Below are 21,400 nucleotides of genomic sequence, written 5' to 3' on the forward strand. Positions count from 1 at the left end.
GTTAGCAGACATCTGTACGCTGCCGTTCGCTCCCACAATCCGACCGGCAGAACACCGACACGTTGCGGGGGATTCGGAAGAGATGCTGGAATTCTCGGCGCTCAGGATCGGAGCCGCTGAATGCGTTTCTCCGTCGGCGGGTGGGTCGAAAACAGCTTCTCGAATAGCCCCCTGTCGGCGTTGAAAATGCAGAGGGCGTTCATGCTGTCCTCCACTGTCGACTCGCGACCCTCGGCACCGCGGGAAATTTTTTCGAGCGCACGAGCCAGCGGCTCGCCGGTACCGATGGCGCGGCGAGCGTCCGCGTCGGCGACATACTCTCGATACCGTGAGATAGCCAGCACGAACACCATGACAAGCGCGTTTGCGAGCGAGGAGGCGATCGTCGCTATGATCCAGGAACCGATGTTTCGCTCGCCGCCGAACAGCACTGCGAAGTAGGCGACGTAGCCGACGAGCATCCCGATGGACTGCCCGACAACCATCGTGATGACGTCCCGGTTCTTGATGTGAGCCAGTTCGTGTGCGATCACGCCCTCCAGTTCGTCATCATCCAGGAGTTGCATCAGTTCGCTCGACACGACGACGACACCCGCACCCTTCCGTCCGACCGCGAAGGCGTTGGGGACGCCCATGTCCATCACCATCAGTCGCGGCTCCTCGATATTCATATCTCTGCAGAGTCGCCGGACCATCTGGTGGACGTAGCCGAACCGCTGGTTATCCGGCATATCCTCCGCGCCACGGAGCGCCAGCCACTTTCCAAGTTTGTACTGGATCGCCGGCACGACGAGGATGCCGCCGAGGAGCACCGGGACAAGCGGCAGGCCTAACAGCACCGACAGTGCTGTTCCGGCGAACACGTAGAACCCGAACAGAATCGCACCGACGACAAGCATCCGCACCTGTAATCCGAAATCTGTCATACAGGGTCAAACCTGTCCGGCCGTATAAACAGTCTGGCTGATAACGCCGCTCGCGTCACTGGGTTTCGACGCGGATCCAGCGCTTACGGCTTGTGGAGCGCGTAACTCCGCCGCCCATGGGTTTCGAGCGTGAGATACGCCAGCCGCCAGTCGGTCTCCGAACAGAACTGGTGGACGGCGGGGATGACGCCGTTCACGATTTTGTAGTCGTCGCCTGCGATGTAGCCGTCGTCTGCGACTGCCCGCTGGCTCTCTCTGAGTTCGGCCAGCGTGGCCTCATACTTGTGGGAACTGTTGATATACACCCAGTCGAGCGAGCCGGTATTGGTCTCACGGAGTACGGTAATCGGCTCAGCGTCCCGCAGACGGACAGTGTCTCCTTGCCCGCTGAAGCGTCGCTTGACAGCCTCTCGGTCTTCGTCGCTTTCCCACCGGTCGACCAGAGAGAGCGTTTCCGGCCGCGTGATCCTGTTGATTGACGCGGCGAACGACCCGTCTCCAGTGCCGAACTCGGCAACAGTCCCGCTGGTCGGCAGGTGTTCAAGCAGATCTGTCCGATGGGGAAGGACTTGCACGTGTTCAAGTGCTGCCGCCGGGAGCGACTCTGGCACAACTTCCTTCCGATCCAGAATGGTCGCCGCTGCCGCTCCCTCGGACGTGTCGGGTGGGAACGCGGTCTGATAGAGTCCGGCAATTAGCGGGTACAGTCGGTCCGGACAGGACTCGGTGATGACACGTTTCACCCGCAATAGTGGCATTCCAATGTCACGATACTGCAACGGAGAGTAAAAGCATGCCGACTCCTCGCTTGCTGGAGAGCCGAAAACCTATGCCCCTGGGTCCGAAACGGCATTGGCATGTCTCTATCCCGTTTTGTCGGGCGGTTCCGGCCTTACTCTGTCCCGATCTGTCTGTTTACTGCGGTAGTCGCTGCCGTGCTGGTTGTGCCAGCGCTGGTTCTCGGGGGCCCGACCGGACGCACATATGCCCTGACCGTGGCGGTTCTCATCGTCGCAATCTCGTCAGTCCTTCCGTACGCCGCTGCTGTCGGTGTTCTAACGGTTCCGTTCCTCTACACTGGAGTCGGGAGCTATGCTTCCCCGTCGGTCCTGCCAGCCGATCGGGAGCAGCTCGCGCTAGCTGCAGCACTCCGGCATGTCATTGCTGGTATCTTGTATGTCGTCGCGGCCACCGCCGTCGGCGCTGTCGGCATCGGTCTCGATTTCGCGGCGTCGAGCGGTTCGGAGCCGTTTCCGGCGGTCGGTTTTCGGCAGTTTCCGTCATTGGGATTTCCGCCGTTTATGCTGCTCGGTGGCGTGGTCATCGCCGGTGTCTACGTCATCACTCAACTGTGGCGGTATGAGAAACCGGTTCGTGACTTGGGTTGGGAGACGGTTTTCGGGACGGTCGCTCTCGGATCGTTCCTCGCTGTGTCGCCTTTGGTTGCGCTCTGGATTTTCGGGTCATACGGCTTCTGACTGCCTCTGTCCTACCTGCGATAGCTGGCTTCTCTGCAGACTATCCAATAGTCGGCGCTACCCGCCGGCTTCCAAACGGCTTAAAGTCACAAGCTCCGGTATCCGATAATGACTCAGAAACAGTCCTCGACAGATGGTGGTCCACGAACGAGCGGTATGCCGATGCTCGGTCTCGGTACCTGGCAGAATGAAGACGCAGAACAGTGCGCCGAGAGCGTTCGGACGGCGCTGGAAGCCGGCTACCGACATATTGACACCGCGCAGGCCTACGACAACGAAAGCGCAGTCGGCGACGGTATCGCCGCGGCTGACGTGGATCGTGACGATATTTTCCTAGCGACGAAGGTCTGGATTTCGAATCTCTCACACGACGACGTGATCGAAACGACCGAAGAGAGTCTCGACAAACTCGGCGTGGATTCGGTGGACCTGCTGTACGTCCACTGGGCGGCGGGCGAGTACGAGCCCGAGGAGACGCTTCCTGCGTTCGACGAACTCGTTGACCGCGGCCTGATCGACAACATCGGCGTCTCGAACTTTGAACCGCATCACGTCGAAACGGCGATGGACGTGCTCGATGCACCGGTGTTCGCAAATCAGGTCGAAACGCACCCGTTCCTCCAGCAGGCAGAACTGCGCGAGCACGCGGCCGAACAGGACTACGAACTGGTCGCGTACTCCCCGCTGGCACGCGGTGAGGTGTTCGGTCACGACGTCATCGAAGCCATCGCCGACGACCACGACGCCAGCGAAGCGCAGGTCAGCCTCGCGTGGCTCCGTGAGAAGGGTGTGACAGCGATTCCGAAGGCCACGAGTGAAGCCCACATTACGGACAATCTGGCGAGCCTTGACCTGTCGCTGACGGACGCCGAAATCGACAGTATCGACAATATCGATACTGTTGACCGACGTGTTGACCCGGACTTCGGGCCGGCCGCGTGGGACTGAGTCGACGCCGGAGTTTCTCGGTTGGATTTGCCAATCGGCTGCCGGTCCGTGACACCACGTCTCCCACAGCCCTCTTCACATTTCGACCCGTTGATCAGGTAATGAGATATTTTCGCTCTGACGGGTGGTCCAACTGACTTGGCCTATGCTGCGGTCCGCGGTCACTGAGCGGCCCTCAATCCCGGCTCGCTACCGCGACAGCGCGCTGTTTGTCCTGCTCGCCGTATTGTTTGGGGGCTCGTTTGTCGCAATCAAAACCGGGCTTCGTGAGCTGCCACCAGTGCTGTTTGCCGGCCTCCGGTTCGACTTGGCGGCGGTAACGCTGCTTGGCTACATCGTCTTTACCCGGCCCCGGTCAACGTGGCTACCGCGGACTCGTGGTGACTTCGTGGGCATTGGGATGGCGGCGCTGTTCCTGATCGCGCTCAACAACGGCCTGTTGTTCCTTGGTCAGGGTGCGACGACGCCCGCAGCGGCGTCCGTGATGTACGGTCTGAACCCGATTCTCGCCCCCGTGTTTGCTTGGTGGCTGCTGGGTGACCGGCTCTCGTGGCTCGGCGCGCTCGGGATCGGTGTCGCGCTGAGCGGCGTTATCCTCATCGTCCAGCCGTCGCCGTCGACGTTCACCGACGCGAGCGCTATCGGGCAACTGCTGGTCCTCGGCGCGGCCGCGGCCGTTGCACTCGGTAGTGTCCTCCTCCAGCGTGTCGGCCCGCAGATGGACAGTACCCCGCTGACTGCGTGGGCGATGGCCGCCGGCGCGGTGCTCCTCCACGTCGCAAGCCTACTGGTCGGGGAGCCGCCCACGGCCGTCATCGGCATCGGCCCGGAGACGATTGTGAGCATCGTGGCTGTGGGCATTCCCTCGACGGCGGTCGCCTACGCCATCTACTTCGGCCTCATCAGTCGTATCGGCCCGGTTCGTGCGAACTTGGTCGCCTATGTTGTGCCGATATTCGCCGCACTCATGGGCTGGGTCCTGCTCGGCTCGTCGGTATCACTGTGGACGCTTGTTGGTTTCCTCGTCGTCGTTGCAGGCTTCGCCCTCATCGAGCGTGTGACCATCCGCATGGAACTGCGCCGGCTCTATCGACGGTTCAACCAGCCATCGTCGTCCCAGCAGACGCCCCCGTGTGACGACTGAGCAAGCCGGCAGGTGGCACAGGCCCGGCCAATCATGTATCGGCAGTCCCTAGCTACAGCATGGACCCTTCTGACGTGGAGACTGTGTTTGTCGCCGGAGCCAGCGGCGGGACCGGGCGAGCGATGCTCCGACTACTCAGTTCGCGCGTGCCGACGGTCCGGGCACTGACCAGCACACCGGCAAAAACAGACGACCTGCAGGCGGCCGGCGCTGACGAGGTTGTCGTCGACGACTTGCTGAATCCGACTGCGCTGACCGATGCGTTGTCGGATGTCGATGTCGTCCTGAGCGCCGTCGGCTCGAACATCACGGACGTCTGGTCTCGGGACGAGTACGTCGACGGCAAGGGAACGACCAATCTACTCAATGCGGCTGTCGACGCCGGCGTCAAGGCATTCGTCATGGAATCCGCTATCGGGGTCGGCGACGAGCCGGCTAGTCCGCTCGCGGCGGCCTTCGATGTTGCCATCCAGCCGATACAGCGTGCCAAAGCAGCGGCCGAGGCCGCGATCCGTGAGGCGCCGGTTCGACACACGATTCTCCGTCCAGGCGTCCTCACGAACGGGCCACGAACTGACACCGTCTCCGTCGCCGAACCCGGAGCAAAGCTCTGGGGGAGTGTTTCGCGGGCCGACGTGGCCCGACTGATGATCGCCGCGCCTGTCACACCGGCGGCGGAAGACCGGACGCTCGAAGTCGTTGCGAAGCCGTCGTTCCCGGACCGCGCGCTACATATCGATTGGCAGCTTCCCCGAAGCGAGCAGGCGGGAACCGTGACGGTCGATACCCCAGACGGCGGCCCGTAGCGGGCAAGCCACCCGTGTGCAAATACGGCTCCAGCGTGAAAGGACCCTGATGACTGCTGTGGACCACGCGAACGCCGGCTATCGGCGATTGTACGAGCAGGACGGGCTCTCGTTCGGGCTCGGATTTCCGCTCACAGGCGAAACGGAGTCGACGCCGGATATCGACGCGGAACTCCGGCTCGCAAGCCACGCCGAAGCAGTCGGCTTCGACGCGCTCTGGGCGCGAGACGTGCCGACGTACTGGCCGCGGTTCGGGGACGCCGGCGGGGCCTTCGACCCGTGGTCGCTGTTGTCCCACGTCGCTGCTCACACCGAGTCGGTCACACTCGGCACATCAAGCATTGTCCTCCCGTTGCGCCACCCGCTCCATGTGGCGAAATCGGCCGCATCTGTCGACCGGCTCTCCGACGGGCGTCTCGTGCTTGGTGTTGCCTCGGGCGACCGTGACCCGGAGTATCCGGCGTTCAATGTCGACCCCGAGAACCGGGGCCAACTGGTGCGTGAAAGCGTCGACGCACTCCGTGCGCTCTGGCGAGAGGAGTACCCGACGCTCGATGGTTCCTGGGGCCACCTCGACGGCGAACTGGATATCCTCCCGAAGCCGACGACGGACACGCTCCCGCTGTTTCCGACGGGGAACGCCAGACAGTCGACGGAGTGGATCGCAGAGAACGGCGACGGTTGGATATTCTATCACCTCCCCGAATCGACGCTGGAGTCGTACCTCGACACGTGGCGGAGTCACGCTCCCGAGAAACCGTTCACGATTGCCCTTCAAGTCGAGTTCGCTGCTGATCCCACAGCCGAACCCGAACCGCTCCATCAGGGGTTTCGGGCCGGCGTCGAGTGGTTCCGAGAATACTTCCAACGGCTCGAAGACTACGGCCTTGACCACGTTATCGTCGGGATTCGAGCAGCAGAGCCACAGGCGGCGATGACGACATTCGCCAGCGAAATCATCGAGGAACTGTGATGGTCAGCAGGAAGATGTTCGTACGCACGGCTTTCGGTGAAGCCGACCTACCAGATATCAATGACCGACCGGCAGGCAGACCTTCGCACTCTGGCTGGGGAGCTTACCGATTACGAGCCGATCACCGACGCGTTTCTCGCCAAGAGCTTCACGGACCAGTTACTCATCGTCGATGTCCGGGACGGCGCATCCCTCCCCGCTGCCGTCATCGACAGGCTAGCTGACCACGACCTGCTCCCAGCAGAGAACGTGTACAGTGCAGACGAGACACCCCAGTCCGCCGTCGGCGACGTGGGCGATGCGACCCGCCACCATTTCGTCGACGTACGAACCCGTGGCTCACACCACTCGTACGTTGTGGAGTGAGTTCGGTCCCTGTGTCCTCAACGATGGGACGAATCCGGCTGGGCGTTAGGGGTCGAACTCGCCCTTTTTGAGCCCCCTCCGAACCGGGTCGTGTTCAGCATCGGTCGGCGGCGGTGCAGTTACCAGTAATGCCTCCAGCCGACCATCCTCATCCGCTTTGACGCCGCGGTCGGTATCGGCCTCGACGACCACCACATCGCCCGGTTCGACCGCGCGCTTCGTGTCCCCGTCACGGACGACACCGGTCCCAGACTGGACGTGTACCGCTACGTCGCTTGCAGGTGCATGTACCGGAATGAACTGCCCGGGTTCGAAGTAGCCACAGACGACTTTCATTCGCTCGCTGCGGAACACTTCGACGGCCGAGAACCGGTCATCATCGTATTCTCGGACGGCGCCGAAATCAGTCGCCGTCATCGTACGCCCTCCCCATCACTGCAGTCTCAAAGAACTGCAGGGCAGAAGTCGCATCTGGCCGATGCGGCCTGATTCGAACGCCGGCGAGTGCGCACACTCGCTCCTGTCGGTTTCGGTGCTGTAGGTGCATCGCAAGGAGGTCCGACCGCACGACTGAAAGCCTCGGTCCCGAACCGCTTCGTCTGTGGCTGCTACCGCCCGCACCCAGAATGCGTATAAATCGTCTCCGAACATCTTCCCGATAAAAATCACGTGGAGCGCGTATAAACACCCTCCAAATGGTGTCTGTAGGTGCATTGGCGACAACAGTACTGATGGCGGTACTGCTCGTCGGTATCGCTGGCATACTCGCACGAATCGAAGACTGGCGGTCGTACACGATTGCAATCGGTGGCAGCCACGGTGCTCACGAACGCGCTCACGCGGAGAAACCGAGCGGGATTCTCCGGTGGTTGACGACGGTCGACCACAAGGACATCGGGATCCTCTATGGTGTGTTTGCCGTGGTCGCGTTTGCATGGGGTGGTATCGCCGTGGTTCTGATGCGGTTCGAACTGCTGTATCCTGCTGAGGATTTCCTCAGCACCAGTGCCTACAACGGACTCCTTACGACTCACGGCATCACGATGCTGTTCCTGTTTGGGACGCCAATGCTGGCGGCGTTCTCGAACTACCTGATCCCGCTGCTCATCGGGGCCGACGACATGGCGTTCCCACGAATCAACGCCATCGCGTTCTGGCTACTGCCGCCGGCCGCCCTGCTCATCTGGGGCGGCGTCCTTGGTGGGCCGTTCCTCGAAAACATCGAACCGGCACAGACCGCTTGGACGATGTACACGCCGCTGTCGATCGAACAGCAAAACCCCGGTGTAGACCTGATGCTTCTCGGTCTCCACCTTTCAGGCGTCGCGGCGACGATGGGAGCGATAAACTTCATTGCAACCATCTTCACCGAACGGAGTGAGGATGTGACCTGGGCGACCCTCGATATCTTCTCCTGGACCGTTCTGGTGCAGTCCGCACAGATCCTGTTCGCCTTCCCACTGCTGGGAAGTGCGCTGGTCATGCTGCTGCTCGACCGGAATCTCGGAACGACGTTCTTTGCGCTCGACGGCGGTGGCCCGCTGCTGTGGCAGCACCTGTTCTGGTTCTTCGGCCACCCTGAGGTGTACATCCTCGTCCTGCCGCCGATGGGGCTCGTGAGCTACATCCTGCCGAAGTTCTGTGGCCGGAAGCTGTTCGGCTTCAAATTTGTCGTCTACTCGACGCTGGCCCTCGGGGTGCTCTCCTTCGGCGTCTGGGCGCATCACATGTTCGCGACAGGGATGGACCCCCGACTGCGGGCCTCGTTCATGGCAGTCTCCATTGCTATCGCCATCCCGAGCGCGGTGAAGACGTTCAATTGGATGGCGACGATGTGGAACGGTGCGTTGCGGACCACAGCCCCGTTCCTCTTCTGTGTCGGGTTCGTCGGGAACTTCATCATCGGCGGCGTCACCGGCGTGTTCGAAGCCGCCATTCCCGTCGACCTGATCCTGCACGACACGTACCACGTCGTCGCCCACTTCCACTACGTCATCATGGGCGGGATCGCCTTCGCTGTCTTCGCGGGCATCTATTACTGGTTCCCGCTGTACACCGGCCGGTGGTACCAGCGGTCGCTGGCGAAGTGGCATTTCTGGCTGACGCTGCTCGGAACCAACGTCACGTTCTTCCCGATGGTGTTGCTCGGCTACGCTGGGATGCCCCGCCGGTACGCCACGTACGCTTTGACCGCTGGCCCGGTAGACCTGTTTACGCTCCTGCACCAGCTGGCGACACTGGGCGTCGTCCTGCTAGTCATCGGCCAGCTCATCTTCGTCTGGAACCTCGTGACCTCGTGGCTGGAAGGGCCACTGGTCACGGACGGCGACCCCTGGGATCTGGCGGCGACGGGGCAGTTCCCGCGGGAGTTCGCATGGTTTGAGCGTGAGCGGCTACCGGCGCTGACCGATGGCGGCGAAGAATCAACCGGGGACTGATCACTGAGTCAGCCCCGGGCTCCCGTTTGCGGTCCTCTTCTTGACGGTTCCCGGTCTCCGACCGCTGTCCTACTCTGAGATGTCTGGATACGACTGTCGGCTGCCCTGTGACTTCCTGGCGACCAGTTGAGCGGTGGCGGCGGTCGTCCCGTCCGTCGTCGTGGTCCGCTCGTCGTAATGCAATACTGTCAGCCCGAGCCCGGCCCTGAGTAGTTCGTTCGAGGCGAACCGGTATCGGTCTCCCGAGGGGCCGCCGTCAACGTCATCGGTCGTCCGGAGATGGTGCTGGATGAACAGACAGCCGCCGTCGGCCAGCGCCTCGATGATATCGGGAAGGCGGTCAACGGGGCGATAGAAGCTAATCGTAATGACATCGTACGTTGATGCCGGGTACGCGAACGATTCGAGGTCCGCCTGTATCCACTCGATATCGTCTTCGACGCCTTCGGCGTGTGCGTTTTCGCGGGCAATCTGAAGCCCCGCACGCGACTGGTCGACCGCGTCGACGCGGTACCCGGCCGCTGCGACCGGCAGCGCGTTGCGCCCGGTGCCGGTTGCGATGTCAAGCGCCCGACCCGGTGGAAAGGTTGGCAGGTATCGCTCTAACACCGGGTGTGGATCCGGGCGTTGTGGGTATGTGCCCGTTCGGTATCGTTCGTCCCAAGTCGTCATGGCTCCCGTAACCGCCCGCTGAGACATGAAGCCTATGGGCTGTGACACAGCGCTTGCGTTGTATTCCGTTTCCGGGCGCGACAACCTCAACTGACTTATCTGCACACCTGTGACCTATCCACAAGCTACCAGCTATGGACAGTCAAACCGGTGTGACCAGACGGCGACTGCTTATCGGTCTCGGAAGTGGACTCGGTCTGCTTGGGGGTGGCGGTGCCTACGTGTACTGGTCGTTGCAGGGCGACTCCGGCGGGTACACTGCGCCGAATTCACAGCCCGTCGTCACTACGCGCGGACTTCTCGACTCACCGGAAGGGCCGACTGCCGAGACCGAGGGCACGTGGTCGTTCGACGACGCGTCGGAGGTGTTTCTGTTCATCCATGGGTTCAGCACCGACGCTGAGAGGGCGCGAAATAATGCCTACACAGCGCAGGTCGCGCTCGAAGAGTCTACATCTGCACCGGTCGTCGCATACAGCTGGGAGTCCAACGTCGAATGGGAGCAGGCCAAGGACAACGCTGTGGCGAACAGCACTCCCCTCGCCCAGTGGCTGGTCGAGTGGGCCGAAACCGACGGGCGACCCGTCCACGTGCTCGCCCATTCGCTTGGCGCGCGGGTGACCGGCGAGACACTTCGCGTGCTTGCCGAGCAAGGGGCGACAGACGCGCTTGCTTCGGTGTCACTGCTCGGCGGCGCTATTCCCTACGATAGCGTGGTCCAGGGTGGCCGTTACGGCGACGCTATCGAGGCTGTTGACGCCCCAGTGTCGAATTTCCACAGCCACAACGATAAGGTCCTTTCGTGGGTGTACCGAGCGTCAGATCGGACACACGCCGTCGGCCACGCTGGCGCTCGTGACGCGGGGCCCCTTCCTGACGGCTACCAAGACGTGAATGTCACTGACCTCGTTGCCGACCACTACTCGTACTTCGAACCGGGTGAGGGCTGTCTGACGCGTGTTGCTGGCGAAATCGAGTGATCCGGCTCTGGGTTCCCTGCTGCTAGTAGAATTATATCCGGTGGAAGTGTTGAGCTCTGTATGGGAACCGCTGGCAGACTAACGGCCGCTATGCCCCGGAGCGGAAAATGAGCCTCTTCGCTGCTGTTGTCGTCTTTATTGTGGGGCTGCTCTCAGGCATCGTCGTCCGGTGGATCGCTGGACTTGCTGCCGCTCTTGCGCTCGTTCTGGTGCTGTTGGGTGCGACCACGCCGGATAACGGCCTGGTCAACTTCGTGATCGAACAGTACTACCAGGGTAACGAACTACTGTTTCTCGCCGGACTGCTGTTCGGACTGGACGCCGAACACACCAGAGATGCCGTCGAGGGATGACTCGCCGCCTCTTGTAATAACCAAGAAGTAGCCAATCGCCACCAGCGGGTTTAACAGCAGGTCACGAGCATACGTTCACTCTCATACCGCTATATCGCACTCATATACAATGCCTATAGCAGATTCACCGACGTATCGCCAACGGCCCCACAGAGATGGTCTCACCACCGACGTTTCATGCAGACCTCGGCGCATCACATCAGTGAATCCACAGCGATGCATGGGCGGAGATCTATGTTGTCGGCGACGTCCACGGCTGTCGCCCGACGCTCGAACGACTCCTGAACCAACTGGACCTCGCTGCGGACGAACTCGTCGTCTTCGTTGGTGACTTTGTCCGCAAAAGCCCGGACAGCGTCGTATACGACTACGCTGTTCGGACTCCTGATGAGGAGCGGCGATACCTCAAAACCAAAGCCGGCGTTACTGATCTCCTCGGACAACTGTATAGCTATTCGAAATAGTTATACAGCTATACTAAATTTTGACCTCTTCTCTGTCTGGTAGCTATCTGGCCCCCTCAATATGAGACCATTTCGCACAAAATGCAGTTTAATCCTTCACGAAGCCTATGAGCATGGCCTGTCGAGTGTCCCGATGTAACTATGGACCTACAGGAATTTGTCCGCTCCAACGCCCCCGCAGACGGTGGCGATGGGTTCCAGAAAGAGAACAACAGGCTGCTCGACATCCCCCTTGACGGGACAGTGATGGTCAAGGCCGGGTCGATGATCGCGTACACCGGCGAGGTCACGTTCACTGGCAAGTCTTCAGCGGAAGGCGGTATCACGGGTTTCGTCAAGGAGGCTGTGAGCGGCGAAGGGACGCCGGTCATGGAGGCTGAAGGAAGCGGCCACCTCTATGTGGCCGAGAACGGCAAGAAGGTACAGGTCTTGGCACTCGATGACGGAGAGTCGATATCGGTCAACGGCACTGACGTGCTCGCGTTCGAGTCAACCATCGACTACGAAATCAACACTGTCGGCAGCCTCTCTGGCATGGCGGCTGGCGGCCTGACGAACGTCTACCTTACTGGCCCCGGAGAAATCGCGCTGACGACACACGGCGACCCGCTAGTGATGACGCCGCCGGTGTTCACCGACCCGGATGCCACCGTTGCGTGGAGTTCGAATCTCTCGCCGTCTATCGAGATGAACAAGACGTTCGAAATCGGCCAGACCTCCGGGGAATCAATCCAGATGGAGTTCACCGGCGACGACGGCTTCGTCGTCATCCAGCCGAACGAGGAGGGATCTGTCACACAGAGCCAGAGCTAATGGCCGCCGAGTTACTGCCCCGGAGACACTGAGCGCTTGCGGAGCCGTCCCCGAACGAACGGCCGGATCGGTGTGACGCCAAGAGCGAGTCGCTCGATTTCGACGACATCGAATGACTGGTCGGCGACGAGCCGCGACCCTGTCTGACGGGTCAGGTGGCACCCGCCAGCGAGTCGTTTCCAGAGCGGTGCGAGAGCCGACTGAACCCAGGCGCGCCAGCCGTCGTCGATGACGTGCTCGAAGAACCGCAGTTCGCCGCCGGGTTTGAGTATGCGGGCGATTTCACTCACCGCTGACTCGATGTCCGGTATCGTACAGAACACCATCGAGGCGATAACGACGTCGAAGGATTCCTCGTCGTACGGGAGGGCTTCCGCCGGCGACGACTCGATGCGAATCGGCGTGGCCTGCGCGTTCGCCTTCTCTGCTGCCTGCCGCCGCATATGCGAGTCCGGCTCGATAGCGTGGAACTCCGTCGAGGCGGTCGCAACGCTATCGAAATAGGGGAACATCGCGCCGGTTCCAGCGCCGAGATCCAGCACCGTTCCATCCAGATTCGCTACCAGATACTCACGATGTGGTCGTAAGAGCGCCCGCTCGATGAGCGCCGTTGCCGGGTCGTAGATCGCCGCAAACAACGGCGACGAGGGCTCCTGACTGGGGTTCGGATCAGGGGACACGGCAGTAGTAACGATGGCTCCCCTGAAAGCATTGGGTCACCAAAGGGTGTCACACGCGCTCACCACCCACTGCTATCAGTCTCCGTCTGCGGATATCTCGATACCTGCCTCGTCAACGTCGACTTTGCTTTCGGTGAGGTCGCTGTCTCGCCACGTCCCGCGTCGATACCAGCCGTACGCGATAATCGCTCCAGCGACATTCGAGACAGCGAATGAGATCCAGATTCCGGTTTCACCGAGCGGCACAGCGGCGAACCACGCAATCGGGAAGCGGATGACGCCGAGCATCAACACCGATATCGCTGCGGCAGTGAGCGTCTTTCCGGCACCACGGAAGCTCCCGGTGTAGGCCCGCATGATGCCGATGAACCCGAAGGAAAGCGCGACGTACCGGAGGAACTGCGTCGTGATTTCGACGACCTCGGGATCCGTGGTGAACAGGTCGGCTATGGGTGCGGCGATGAACCAGACAAGCACGCCAGCTAGGGAGAGCACGCCGAACAGGACCGTCGCTGCAAGGCCTGCCGCTTTCGCTGCCCGGTCCGGCTTATCAGCCCCCATGTTCTGGCCAGTCATCGTCTCAACGCCACGCGCAACTGCGATGGCTGGCAGGAAGACGACTGAGAAAACGCGCGTCCCGATCCCGTAGGCAGCGACAACCGTATCCGGAAACATCGCGACGATGACCAGCAGCAGGTTCATCGATAGCGCACGGCCTGTTCCTTCGATGGAGGCGGGCAGGCCGATGCGAACGAGCCGGCGGAGATACGAGAGGTCCGGGGCCATGTCGCGGAGGTGAATCTGGACACCGCGGTTCCCTCGGAACATGATTGCCAGCCCGACGACCAGCGCCAGCGCCCGCGAAAAGACGGTCGCGATGGCAGCCCCTTCGATGCCGAGCTCGGGGAACGAGACGGTCCCGACGAGCGGTGCGTTCTCGACGACCGTCCAGCCGAAGATCAGGAACGGGTCGATGATGATGTTGAGAACGACCGAGCCGAACATGACGAGCATCGGCGTTATCGTGTCGCCGTAGCCTCGCATGAGCGCGACGAAGACGAAGAAGCCGAACATGAACAGCAGACCCAGCGAAATGACTTCCATATAGCTGGTCGCCATGGGCAGGACGTCTTCGGACGCGCCCATCAGGCCGAGAAACGTATCGACGCCGAGATAGCCCACGATACCGAGACCGAACGAGACGATGACGGCGAACGTTACTGTCTGGGACGCAGCGTACTCAGCTTCGCGCTCCTCACCTGCGCCGGTAAACTGCGCGACGAGGACGCTGCCGGCGACGGATATCCCCATCCCGAGCGAAATAAGCAGGAACACCATCGGGAACGCAAAGCTGATCGCCGCCAGCGCGTCCGTGCTGTACTGGCCGAGCCAGAACGTGTCCGCGAGGTTGTACGCGGTCTGAAAGAGGTTCGTGATGACAATCGGCATCGAGAGGAAAAACAGCGGCTTCCCGATGCCACCCGACGTGAGGTCGAACTCCTCGGGGCCTTTGAACAGGGCGCTAACGCGACTTCGAATCCCCATTAGTGGGTCGCCTCCGCCGGTGCGTCTGCAAGAAGATGGGTCTCAGCGTAGCGCGTAATCGTCTCGTTGAACTGGTCTATTGAACGGTCTGTGGCGACGTGTCGGGTATGGGCACCCGTAATCGCCGTCACGAGGAACTCCGCTGCAACGGTCGGCTCAACTGTTTCATCGAACTCACCGGTTTCGACGCCGGCCGCGATAATGTCCCGCAACTGGTCGAAGAGAGCAGCATCGAACTTGGCCAGTTGTGTCCGGAAAGCATCGTTGTACGGGGCCTGTGCTTTTATTTCGAGTAACGCTGTTCTGAACTCCTGACCGGGCGTCGGTCGCCCATCAGTGAGAACTGTATCCAATAACGAAGTGAGTTCCTCTCGCGGCGTATTCCCGTCGACTGCCGTTATCTTTGCAGTGTATTGTTCGTAGAGGAAATTCAGAAACTCCGTAAAGAGGTTCTCCTTGCTGTCGTAGTAATAGTGAATAGACGCTTTGCTCCGGTCTGCCTCGGCAGCGATGTCTTTGACCGTGAGCGCGGCGTACCCGTGCTGGCAGAGGGCGCGGTACGTCGCTTCAAGAATTTCGGTAGCTGTATCGTCATCCATAACGGCTGTGACAATACTTACTAACCGGTTAGTCAAAAACGCTTTGAAGTCGACAATCTAAATCATAGATGATAAATAGGGTCATTCAGGCGTCGAATAGACTAACTAACTAATAATTTGGCTGAGCAATAGTATGTGGGTCACAACGGTTATCCAACCATAGGTGAAACCGTTAGGCAATGGCTGGACCATCGGACCGTACCTTCTCGGACCAGACCGAGGAAATAATGCAGGCGACCTACCGGGCGTTGCGCGAGCACGGGTACGCTGACCTCACAATAAAACGGATCGCGGACGAGTACGGCAAATCGACGGCTGCAGTGCATTACTACTACGACACGAAAGACGATCTTCTTGCGGCCTTTCTCGATTATCTGTTGGAGCGGTTCGTTGATTCGATTCACGATGTCGAGACAACAGACCCTGAAGCACGACTGGACCTCTTGCTCGACGAACTGCTTGTCAAACCGCAGGAAAATCCCGATCTTTCGGTCGCTCTGCTAGAGATGCGGAGTCAAGCACCGTACAAGGAAGCGTTCAGCGACCGGTTCCACCAGAATGACGAGTATATCCGGTATATACTCAAGGCAGTCATCAACCACGGGATCGACGAGGGTGTGTTCAACGACGTTGACGCGGAGCACGTTACCCGCTCGCTGCTGACGATCATCGACGGTGCCCGGACTCGGGCCGTGATGCTAGACGACACCGCGGAACTCGAAACGGCCCGACAGACAGCAAGTGAGTACGCCGATGCGATGTTACGGTAACAGGCTCCTTGTAATCCCACCGTTCGACTGTCTTGTAGCTACACCACAGGCTTCTGATGACATCGGCTGCCGTTAGCTTGTACCCCTGTTTCACAGACGTCACAGCCTATCGACCAGAGACTGATCAGCGCGATAACGGCCGGCACGTGCGCGAGGGCTAGCAACGGAACGACCAGTCGACCGAGGTCGAGAGAACCTCCCAGAGTGCGGACACCGGTTCCAAATATCGGTAGTGAGAGCAACGCCGCGAACGTTATGCCACCTCGGACGGAGAGGAGCAGTACTGTAACGGCTGCCAATCGCTCTTTTCGCCGTCAGGCTTGGCCCGCGAGCTGTGATTCCACCTGCGGGAACAGGACGTTGTTCTCTTTGTGGACATGCATATGTGTGTCCTGTTCCAGTGTTTCGAGTCGTTCGAGCAGGCTCTGATAGCTCGGACAGGCGTCGTCCGGAACTGCGTACCCGTCGCTCAGCTCAGCAATCCGTTCGAGATGCTCCGCCGTCGCTTCGTGGTCCGATTCGAGGTCCGCAAGCGCCTCGTCCAGAACCGCTCTTTCCTCGTCTGTGAGTTCAGTGCCTCTGTCGAGCTTCTCGATGATGGGGAACACGTCCTGTTCCTCCTCTGTCGTGTGCTGACGCATCTCCTCGGCCAGTTCAAGGACTTCCTGCTCGATGTCCGCCAGTTCTGAATGCTCTTCCACGTGGACGCTTCGAACCTCCTCAGCGAGCTGTTTCAGGGCCGATAGCTCCTCACAGAGGTACTGATGATGGCTGTCGACGACGTGCTCGATGAGTGCAGTCATCGATTTCCATTTGTCCCCGCTATCCCCGCTTTGTCTGCGAGCCTCGTACAGTTGCTCTCGGACGGCATCGAGATCAAGGTCTGCTTCGGTACAGGCTGTCCGGAGTGTCCGGTCCCCGCCACAGCAGAAATCGAGTCCGACTGATTCGAAGACGCGAGCGAACGCCGGGTTCTCTCTGACGAGTGCGCCGAGCGGTCGTTCCAAATCGATTGGTTCCGTCATTGGGAGCTGTTACCTGTGTTTGTTGCTGGCAGCGTTCTATTCCGCTGTTCTCGGAATTTGTGGCCGTCGATCATGGTCAGAACGGGACCTCCGTCTCTTCGTCGGCTGACTCGCCGACGGTTGTCTCGGCCTTTCCGATCAGGACTCTGAACTCGCCGGGGTTCTGTTGGCGGTACGACCAGCGGAACTCCGGGCCCGCCTCGGCCTCGAACTGGTGGTACAGCGGCTTGGGGTCGTGGTCGTTCACCAGGACGAATCCGCTCCCGGTGTCCAGTTCGGCGTACGCCTCGAAGATTTGCTCGTGTCGCTGCGCTGGCGGGAGATCTCTGACATCAAGTTCCTCGGTGATATTGAGCGACTCGTCGTCAGATGGGGTTGCCGACACGGCATCGGCAGGGGCATCCGAACCACTGGACTCGTCCCTACTCTCGGTCTTCGTGATCTGGACACGACAGCGGCCGGGCTCTGATTCGACGACCTCCCAGGTGAAGGCGTCGCCGTACTGCTGTCTGAACTCTCGCTGCAGGGGCCGCGGCTCATGTGGGGCGATGAGTTCCATCGTCTCGCCCTCGGGTATCATTCCGTATCGGTGATGGATCGTCGGATGCCGCTCCTGTTTTGGGATTTCGCGGACGTCATACCGCGTAACGATGTCTTCGTCGGTGGTCTCGGAAGCATCGGTCTTGACGATCTTGACCTGCCATTCACCGCCGCCCTGACTCGCGTAGTCCCACTCGACTACGTCCCCGTGCATCGATTTAAGCTCGTGGTACAGCGGCTTGGGGTCGTGGTCGTTGACGAGGACGAACCCTTCACCCGCCGCCAGACCGTCGAAGATATCCAGAAGCGCCTCGTGTCGTCGCTGTGGCTTCAGGTCACGGACATCGATTGTGGGGAGTGACTCGTCCCCAAGCGACTCGCCGACGGTCACTTGGAGCTCTCGCGGCTCTGCGTCGGGATGTGCGTATTTCCACTCCAGCGACCGGTTCTGTTCCAGCTGGTAGCGAACCAGTTGGGGGTCGATATCCCTGTCGGCCACGACTTCGATGGTATCACCGACCTCGGCTCCCGACAGTACGTCGAAGAGCTGTTCACGGCGTTCTCCTTCCGACTGGTCTCGCAACTGAATCTCCCTTGGCATCTCTATACTGGTCGGTAAACGAGTGGACTGATGTCACCTGTCCCGAAGGGGTTCGGCCGCATCCGGATCACCCCACCGATTGGACGGCAACCAGTCAGGGTATCTCGTCGGCGTCAAATTGCTTGGCCTCATCGTCCTGACCGCAATGGTGGCCGCCAGCTTCAAGCGAAACAGATACATCGGATTTACAATTCTGTTAGGGACACGACAGTCACAGTTTCGGTTTCACGCCTGTTCCGAGAATGGTCTCCGCTGTGCGGGGACGTGTTCGACTCCCCGAGTGGCACCCGTGAAAACACCGCTGCCAGGTCCTGAACCGTCCACAGTGTCTCCTTATTGGATACTCTCTCTGTCTCACACACGATACATCGGCTATCGAATCGGGCTTTGCCCTTTGGCGAGCTAATCCGATTTCAGCGCCCTACTCGACTGGGAAACCATCTCCTGACAGTTACAGAACTCGGATCGTACCAGAGAAAGCGAGCATGGGGGCCTCCACCGAAAAAGGTACGCTACTTATACTGCGTCTATCACGGCTATCTAGGAGTTTTGTGCCAATCGCCTTCGGTCACGAGCTCCGTTCGCCGGTGACAGTCCAGAGTATGCTCTGTATCGATTTACCCAGAAAGTACCCGATAAGGCCCCATAGAACGCTCCCATCGATCCCCTGTAGCACAGCTCCGACACCAGCACAGAGGAGACCGAGTACAACGCCGGGATAGTGCTGTGCAGGCGATAGTGCTTCCATAACCCTCCTCAGCTATTTGTAAAAAAGAGTATTCGCCCGAACCCGTTCGTATTTGCGCTGACAGACCTGTCAGCCAACGATACTTGAATACGCACGACTAACAACTGCATTCGGACCGGCCCGTTTGAACACCCGACGGGTTACCTATGAATCCACAGTATCGCCACCTGCGACACGCTGTTCTGCAGGCGGCTGAATGGTCAGGTGATCCCGCATCGACTCGATGAGGGACGCCGGCAATCGAATATCGCCGTCGGAATCCCGCTCAGCGCCGTATATTTCTTGAATGTCGCTGTTGATGACAATTGTTTGAAGTTCTCCCGTAGTTGTATTGACCGTAATGTTTTGCAGTGTGCCGACTTCGCGGCCATCGGTGCTCACGACCCGGACGTTGGAGAGCTGGTTTGCGAGGACCGTTCGCATATTAGTCAATAATAACGAAATTATCATAAAATTACTGCATCTCTCCGCGACCTCTCGTCGCTTACTGCAAAATAATTGCCTACGTGGATGCCATGAACACTATCGCCACCGAAACAGTGTCACATATATTACCTTTTTACGCCCCAGCCAACTCGCCGGCTCACTGACCGGAGCAGCATGACCGAGTTCAACGCGATTTTAACCTATCGCTGGTGATTTTTTAGTCCCAGCGTAACCGCTACCCGTATGCCAGCGACTGGCCCTCCACCTGCGACGTGGGACTGTTGGCAGCATCGCCCGCAAACGTACGCCCGGTTGCCCGCACCACGGGAGGTGATTCTGTGAGTCTCAGATCAGTGGTGCTGGCCGCGGTGCTTATCGCCGCAGCGGTGACGGGTCCGGGGCTTGCTGCCGCGGAGCAGCAGGCCACGGTCTCAGAGGATAGCCTCCCGCTGCACGCTGACGAACAACAGGTGGTCACTGGGGAGACCACGCTGGAAGCCGGGACAGAGATGACGGTCAAAATCGTGTCAGAGAATTCGTCGAACCCGTTCATTTATCGAAGGCAGGTCACAGTACAGCCCAATGGAACGTTCGTCGCCCAGTTCGATCTGTCGCGCCACCCAGCGAACATATCCTACGACCTGTCCGCTTATGCCGACGGTGACAGGCTGTTTAACCGAACCGAGACTATCGCCCCGTGCGACGACAACTGTACTGACCCGGAGGCTGCCGCTACGGAGCAGCAGGCCACGGTCTCAGAGGACAGCCTCCCACTGCACGCCGACCAACAACAGGTGGTCACCGGGGAGACCACACTGGAACCTGGGACGGAAATGACGGTCGAAATCGTGTCAGAGAACTCGTCGAACCCGTTCCTTTACCAAAGGCAGGTCATAGTACAGCCCAATGGGACGTTCGCCGCCCAGTTCGATCTGTCGCGCCACCCAGCGAACACATCCTACGAACTGTCCGCTCATGTCGATGGCGACTGGCTGTTTGAACGTACTGAGACCATCGCCCCGTGCGACGGAAACTGTACTGATCCGGTACCGGAGATAGAGACCCCGGAACCGACTGACGATGGCGGAAACGTCGTTGAGGTCGCCCAGGGCGACACCGCCGAAATTCCGGTCTCAATGACTGATGGAGGAACGAAAACACTCTCCATTGGCAGCGAGGCGGCTAACTACCGGATCAACGCGACCGTCAGTGACGATGACGGTGACGGCGAGGTGCTAGTCCTCTTCGATACTGCGGTGGCCGGCACGGACGGAGCGACGCTCAGCGTGGCGGACGACGGTGACTCGCTGACCGTGACCGAGTCGGAGCCGGATCTCTCGTCCACGCTCGCCGCCGCTGCGTACTCGTACCGCGTGTTCGATGGGCAGTCGACTGACGGGAGACCGACTGTCGGAACGATCGTCATCGAAGCCAACGGGACGACAAGCGAGCAATTCGAGGTTGAGGAGTCGGCCGACTTTGGGCTGGAGGAAACTGTGGTTCAGGGGCGGCAGGGAGAGACTGCTCGAATTCAGATAGCTCTCGCGACCGCTGACGCGGCCACCATTTCTATCGGGAGCCCGGAGGTCAACTACGAGATCAATGCGACCGTCCGTGACGGGAACGACGATGATCGTGTCGCCCTCCTGTTTGATACCACGGCGGCCGGCCACGACGAACCCACCCTCGAAACCGCCGCAGACGCCGATGCCGTATCAGTTGAATCCGGTTCGGAGGTCGCCCTCGATTCGCAACTCGATGTGGGCACCTACGAGCTGTCGCTGTACCGTGGGACTGAGGTGGCCGAGAGGCAGCCCGATACGGTCGGCTCGCTGCGCATCACTGATGGGAATACCACGTCCGCGGACGCCGCTTCGGATGATGCCGACTCGGTTACCGGCGAAACGCCGGCCGCACAGCAGTCACAGGCTGGAGACTTCGGGATCAGTGTCGGCGCTCTCGTTGTCGGCGGAGTGCTCGCTATCGTTGGCGTGGGAGTCGGTCTTCGGTCCGTCATGAACTGACGCTGTGACGGTCCGCTACACGCACGGTTTTTGAAAACACCTCAGATGTAAAGTGGCTTCCATCGTCAGCGGCCTGCTCAC

General features: G+C 60.2%; 22 protein-coding genes and 1 pseudogene. 13 read left to right on the plus strand and 10 right to left on the minus strand.

Annotated elements, in window-relative coordinates:
* Window positions 1-101: 101 nt before the first annotated feature.
* Both RBH20_RS17305 and RBH20_RS17310 read right to left on the minus strand, forming a co-directional pair.
* Window positions 102-926, minus strand: coding sequence for a M48 family metallopeptidase (locus RBH20_RS17305; RefSeq protein ID WP_306710969.1), 825 nt, complete (start codon window positions 924-926; stop codon window positions 102-104).
* Window positions 927-1,009: 83 nt separating this feature from the next.
* The gene (locus tag RBH20_RS17310; protein WP_306710971.1) at window positions 1,010-1,684 is read right to left on the minus strand and encodes a class I SAM-dependent methyltransferase; all 675 of its coding nucleotides are present in this window, start codon (window positions 1,682-1,684) and stop codon (window positions 1,010-1,012) included.
* Window positions 1,685-1,783: 99 nt separating this feature from the next.
* Between RBH20_RS17310 and RBH20_RS17315 the strand changes: the two genes are divergently transcribed.
* The 6 genes from RBH20_RS17315 to RBH20_RS17340 all read left to right on the plus strand — a co-directional run bounded on the left by RBH20_RS17315 (window position 1,784) and on the right by RBH20_RS17340 (window position 6,641).
* The gene (locus RBH20_RS17315; protein WP_306710974.1) at window positions 1,784-2,404 is read left to right on the plus strand and encodes a hypothetical protein; all 621 of its coding nucleotides are present in this window, start codon (window positions 1,784-1,786) and stop codon (window positions 2,402-2,404) included.
* 156 nt (window positions 2,405-2,560) lie between these two features.
* On the plus strand, window positions 2,561-3,352 hold the full coding sequence (locus RBH20_RS17320) for an aldo/keto reductase (RefSeq protein ID WP_306711233.1): 792 nt from the start codon (window positions 2,561-2,563) through the stop codon (window positions 3,350-3,352).
* Window positions 3,353-3,497: 145 nt separating this feature from the next.
* Entirely contained in the window at window positions 3,498-4,496 is a 999-nt protein-coding gene (locus RBH20_RS17325) for a DMT family transporter (protein ID WP_306710976.1), read from the plus strand.
* Window positions 4,497-4,555: 59 nt separating this feature from the next.
* On the plus strand, window positions 4,556-5,302 hold the full coding sequence (locus tag RBH20_RS17330; RefSeq protein WP_306710977.1) for an NAD(P)-binding oxidoreductase: 747 nt from the start codon (window positions 4,556-4,558) through the stop codon (window positions 5,300-5,302).
* Between the two features lie 49 nt (window positions 5,303-5,351).
* Window positions 5,352-6,275, plus strand: a complete 924-nt coding sequence (locus tag RBH20_RS17335; protein ID WP_306710979.1) for an LLM class oxidoreductase — start codon at window positions 5,352-5,354, stop codon at window positions 6,273-6,275.
* 60 nt (window positions 6,276-6,335) lie between these two features.
* Window positions 6,336-6,641 (plus strand): hypothetical protein, encoded by a 306-nt coding sequence (locus tag RBH20_RS17340; RefSeq protein ID WP_306710981.1) that lies wholly within the window; start codon window positions 6,336-6,338, stop codon window positions 6,639-6,641.
* Window positions 6,642-6,686: 45 nt separating this feature from the next.
* Here RBH20_RS17340 and RBH20_RS17345 read toward each other — a convergent pair whose 3' ends face one another.
* A complete protein-coding gene (locus tag RBH20_RS17345) occupies window positions 6,687-7,058 on the minus strand; it encodes a cupin domain-containing protein (protein ID WP_306710983.1) in 372 nt (123 codons plus the stop codon).
* Window positions 7,059-7,372: 314 nt separating this feature from the next.
* Between RBH20_RS17345 and RBH20_RS17350 the strand changes: the two genes are divergently transcribed.
* Window positions 7,373-9,079, plus strand: coding sequence for a cbb3-type cytochrome c oxidase subunit I (locus tag RBH20_RS17350; protein WP_306710985.1), 1,707 nt, complete (start codon window positions 7,373-7,375; stop codon window positions 9,077-9,079).
* A 69-nt stretch (window positions 9,080-9,148) separates the two neighbouring features.
* On the opposite strand, the gene RBH20_RS17355 is transcribed toward RBH20_RS17350, so the two are convergent.
* The gene (locus tag RBH20_RS17355; protein ID WP_306710987.1) at window positions 9,149-9,751 is read right to left on the minus strand and encodes a bifunctional 2-polyprenyl-6-hydroxyphenol methylase/3-demethylubiquinol 3-O-methyltransferase UbiG; all 603 of its coding nucleotides are present in this window, start codon (window positions 9,749-9,751) and stop codon (window positions 9,149-9,151) included.
* Window positions 9,752-9,885: 134 nt separating this feature from the next.
* Here RBH20_RS17355 and RBH20_RS17360 point away from each other — a divergent pair, with 134 nt between their 5' ends.
* The 4 genes and pseudogenes from RBH20_RS17360 (at window position 9,886) to RBH20_RS17375 (ending at window position 12,361) form a co-directional block, all read left to right on the plus strand.
* Window positions 9,886-10,731 carry a DUF726 domain-containing protein gene (locus RBH20_RS17360; protein WP_306710989.1) on the plus strand — a complete coding sequence of 282 codons (846 nt, stop codon included), beginning with the start codon at window positions 9,886-9,888 and terminating at the stop codon, window positions 10,729-10,731.
* Between the two features lie 107 nt (window positions 10,732-10,838).
* Window positions 10,839-11,084, plus strand: a complete 246-nt coding sequence (locus RBH20_RS17365; protein ID WP_306710991.1) for a hypothetical protein — start codon at window positions 10,839-10,841, stop codon at window positions 11,082-11,084.
* 206 nt (window positions 11,085-11,290) lie between these two features.
* A pseudogene (locus RBH20_RS17370) lies at window positions 11,291-11,473 on the plus strand (metallophosphoesterase); the annotation flags it as partial.
* Between the two features lie 216 nt (window positions 11,474-11,689).
* On the plus strand, window positions 11,690-12,361 hold the full coding sequence (locus RBH20_RS17375) for an AIM24 family protein (protein ID WP_306710993.1): 672 nt from the start codon (window positions 11,690-11,692) through the stop codon (window positions 12,359-12,361).
* Between the two features lie 11 nt (window positions 12,362-12,372).
* On the opposite strand, the gene RBH20_RS17380 is transcribed toward RBH20_RS17375, so the two are convergent.
* The 3 genes from RBH20_RS17380 to RBH20_RS17390 all read right to left on the minus strand — a co-directional run bounded on the left by RBH20_RS17380 (window position 12,373) and on the right by RBH20_RS17390 (window position 15,185).
* The gene (locus RBH20_RS17380) at window positions 12,373-13,041 is read right to left on the minus strand and encodes a class I SAM-dependent methyltransferase (protein ID WP_306710995.1); all 669 of its coding nucleotides are present in this window, start codon (window positions 13,039-13,041) and stop codon (window positions 12,373-12,375) included.
* 75 nt (window positions 13,042-13,116) lie between these two features.
* The gene (locus RBH20_RS17385; RefSeq protein ID WP_306710997.1) at window positions 13,117-14,586 is read right to left on the minus strand and encodes an MATE family efflux transporter; all 1,470 of its coding nucleotides are present in this window, start codon (window positions 14,584-14,586) and stop codon (window positions 13,117-13,119) included.
* Window positions 14,586-15,185, minus strand: coding sequence for a TetR/AcrR family transcriptional regulator (locus RBH20_RS17390; protein ID WP_306710999.1), 600 nt, complete (start codon window positions 15,183-15,185; stop codon window positions 14,586-14,588). The genes RBH20_RS17385 and RBH20_RS17390 overlap by 1 nt, the downstream gene beginning before the upstream one ends.
* 179 nt (window positions 15,186-15,364) lie before the next feature.
* Between RBH20_RS17390 and RBH20_RS17395 the strand changes: the two genes are divergently transcribed.
* On the plus strand, window positions 15,365-15,955 hold the full coding sequence (locus tag RBH20_RS17395; RefSeq protein ID WP_306711001.1) for a TetR family transcriptional regulator C-terminal domain-containing protein: 591 nt from the start codon (window positions 15,365-15,367) through the stop codon (window positions 15,953-15,955).
* A gap of 314 nt (window positions 15,956-16,269) precedes the next feature.
* Here the strand turns inward: RBH20_RS17395 and ric are convergent, their stop codons facing one another.
* From ric to RBH20_RS17410, 3 genes are all read right to left on the minus strand, one after another.
* Window positions 16,270-16,980 carry an iron-sulfur cluster repair di-iron protein gene (gene ric / locus RBH20_RS17400; protein ID WP_306711003.1) on the minus strand — a complete coding sequence of 237 codons (711 nt, stop codon included), beginning with the start codon at window positions 16,978-16,980 and terminating at the stop codon, window positions 16,270-16,272.
* A gap of 76 nt (window positions 16,981-17,056) precedes the next feature.
* Window positions 17,057-18,121 (minus strand): DUF2249 domain-containing protein, encoded by a 1,065-nt coding sequence (locus RBH20_RS17405; RefSeq protein WP_306711005.1) that lies wholly within the window; start codon window positions 18,119-18,121, stop codon window positions 17,057-17,059.
* 892 nt (window positions 18,122-19,013) lie between these two features.
* Complete coding sequence (locus RBH20_RS17410) at window positions 19,014-19,292, minus strand: PRC-barrel domain-containing protein (RefSeq protein WP_306711007.1); 279 nt, start codon at window positions 19,290-19,292, stop codon at window positions 19,014-19,016.
* Window positions 19,293-19,633: 341 nt separating this feature from the next.
* Between RBH20_RS17410 and RBH20_RS17415 the strand changes: the two genes are divergently transcribed.
* On the plus strand, window positions 19,634-21,319 hold the full coding sequence (locus RBH20_RS17415) for a BGTF surface domain-containing protein (RefSeq protein ID WP_373567973.1): 1,686 nt from the start codon (window positions 19,634-19,636) through the stop codon (window positions 21,317-21,319).
* The last annotated feature ends 81 nt before the right edge of the window (window positions 21,320-21,400 follow it).

The organism is Haloarcula sp. H-GB4 (genome assembly GCF_030848575.1).
GTDB lineage: Archaea > Halobacteriota > Halobacteria > Halobacteriales > Haloarculaceae > Haloarcula.

Bases quoted from the DNA above. Each gene is read 5' to 3' on its own strand.
- RBH20_RS17305 (WP_306710969.1), bottom strand. From the start codon at position 926: ATGACAGATTTCGGATTACAGGTGCGGATGCTTGTCGTCGGTGCGATT.
- RBH20_RS17310 (WP_306710971.1), bottom strand. From the start codon at position 1,684: ATGCCACTATTGCGGGTGAAACGTGTCATCACCGAGTCCTGTCCGGAC.
- RBH20_RS17315 (WP_306710974.1), top strand. From the start codon at position 1,784: ATGTCTCTATCCCGTTTTGTCGGGCGGTTCCGGCCTTACTCTGTCCCG.
- RBH20_RS17320 (WP_306711233.1), top strand. From the start codon at position 2,561: ATGCCGATGCTCGGTCTCGGTACCTGGCAGAATGAAGACGCAGAACAG.
- RBH20_RS17325 (WP_306710976.1), top strand. From the start codon at position 3,498: ATGCTGCGGTCCGCGGTCACTGAGCGGCCCTCAATCCCGGCTCGCTAC.
- RBH20_RS17330 (WP_306710977.1), top strand. From the start codon at position 4,556: ATGGACCCTTCTGACGTGGAGACTGTGTTTGTCGCCGGAGCCAGCGGC.
- RBH20_RS17335 (WP_306710979.1), top strand. From the start codon at position 5,352: ATGACTGCTGTGGACCACGCGAACGCCGGCTATCGGCGATTGTACGAG.
- RBH20_RS17340 (WP_306710981.1), top strand. From the start codon at position 6,336: ATGACCGACCGGCAGGCAGACCTTCGCACTCTGGCTGGGGAGCTTACC.
- RBH20_RS17345 (WP_306710983.1), bottom strand. From the start codon at position 7,058: ATGACGGCGACTGATTTCGGCGCCGTCCGAGAATACGATGATGACCGG.
- RBH20_RS17350 (WP_306710985.1), top strand. From the start codon at position 7,373: ATGGCGGTACTGCTCGTCGGTATCGCTGGCATACTCGCACGAATCGAA.
- RBH20_RS17355 (WP_306710987.1), bottom strand. From the start codon at position 9,751: ATGACGACTTGGGACGAACGATACCGAACGGGCACATACCCACAACGC.
- RBH20_RS17360 (WP_306710989.1), top strand. From the start codon at position 9,886: ATGGACAGTCAAACCGGTGTGACCAGACGGCGACTGCTTATCGGTCTC.
- RBH20_RS17365 (WP_306710991.1), top strand. From the start codon at position 10,839: ATGAGCCTCTTCGCTGCTGTTGTCGTCTTTATTGTGGGGCTGCTCTCA.
- RBH20_RS17375 (WP_306710993.1), top strand. From the start codon at position 11,690: ATGGACCTACAGGAATTTGTCCGCTCCAACGCCCCCGCAGACGGTGGC.
- RBH20_RS17385 (WP_306710997.1), bottom strand. From the start codon at position 14,586: ATGGGGATTCGAAGTCGCGTTAGCGCCCTGTTCAAAGGCCCCGAGGAG.
- RBH20_RS17390 (WP_306710999.1), bottom strand. From the start codon at position 15,185: ATGGATGACGATACAGCTACCGAAATTCTTGAAGCGACGTACCGCGCC.
- RBH20_RS17395 (WP_306711001.1), top strand. From the start codon at position 15,365: ATGGCTGGACCATCGGACCGTACCTTCTCGGACCAGACCGAGGAAATA.
- ric (WP_306711003.1), bottom strand. From the start codon at position 16,980: ATGACGGAACCAATCGATTTGGAACGACCGCTCGGCGCACTCGTCAGA.
- RBH20_RS17405 (WP_306711005.1), bottom strand. From the start codon at position 18,121: ATGCCAAGGGAGATTCAGTTGCGAGACCAGTCGGAAGGAGAACGCCGT.
- RBH20_RS17410 (WP_306711007.1), bottom strand. From the start codon at position 19,292: ATGCGAACGGTCCTCGCAAACCAGCTCTCCAACGTCCGGGTCGTGAGC.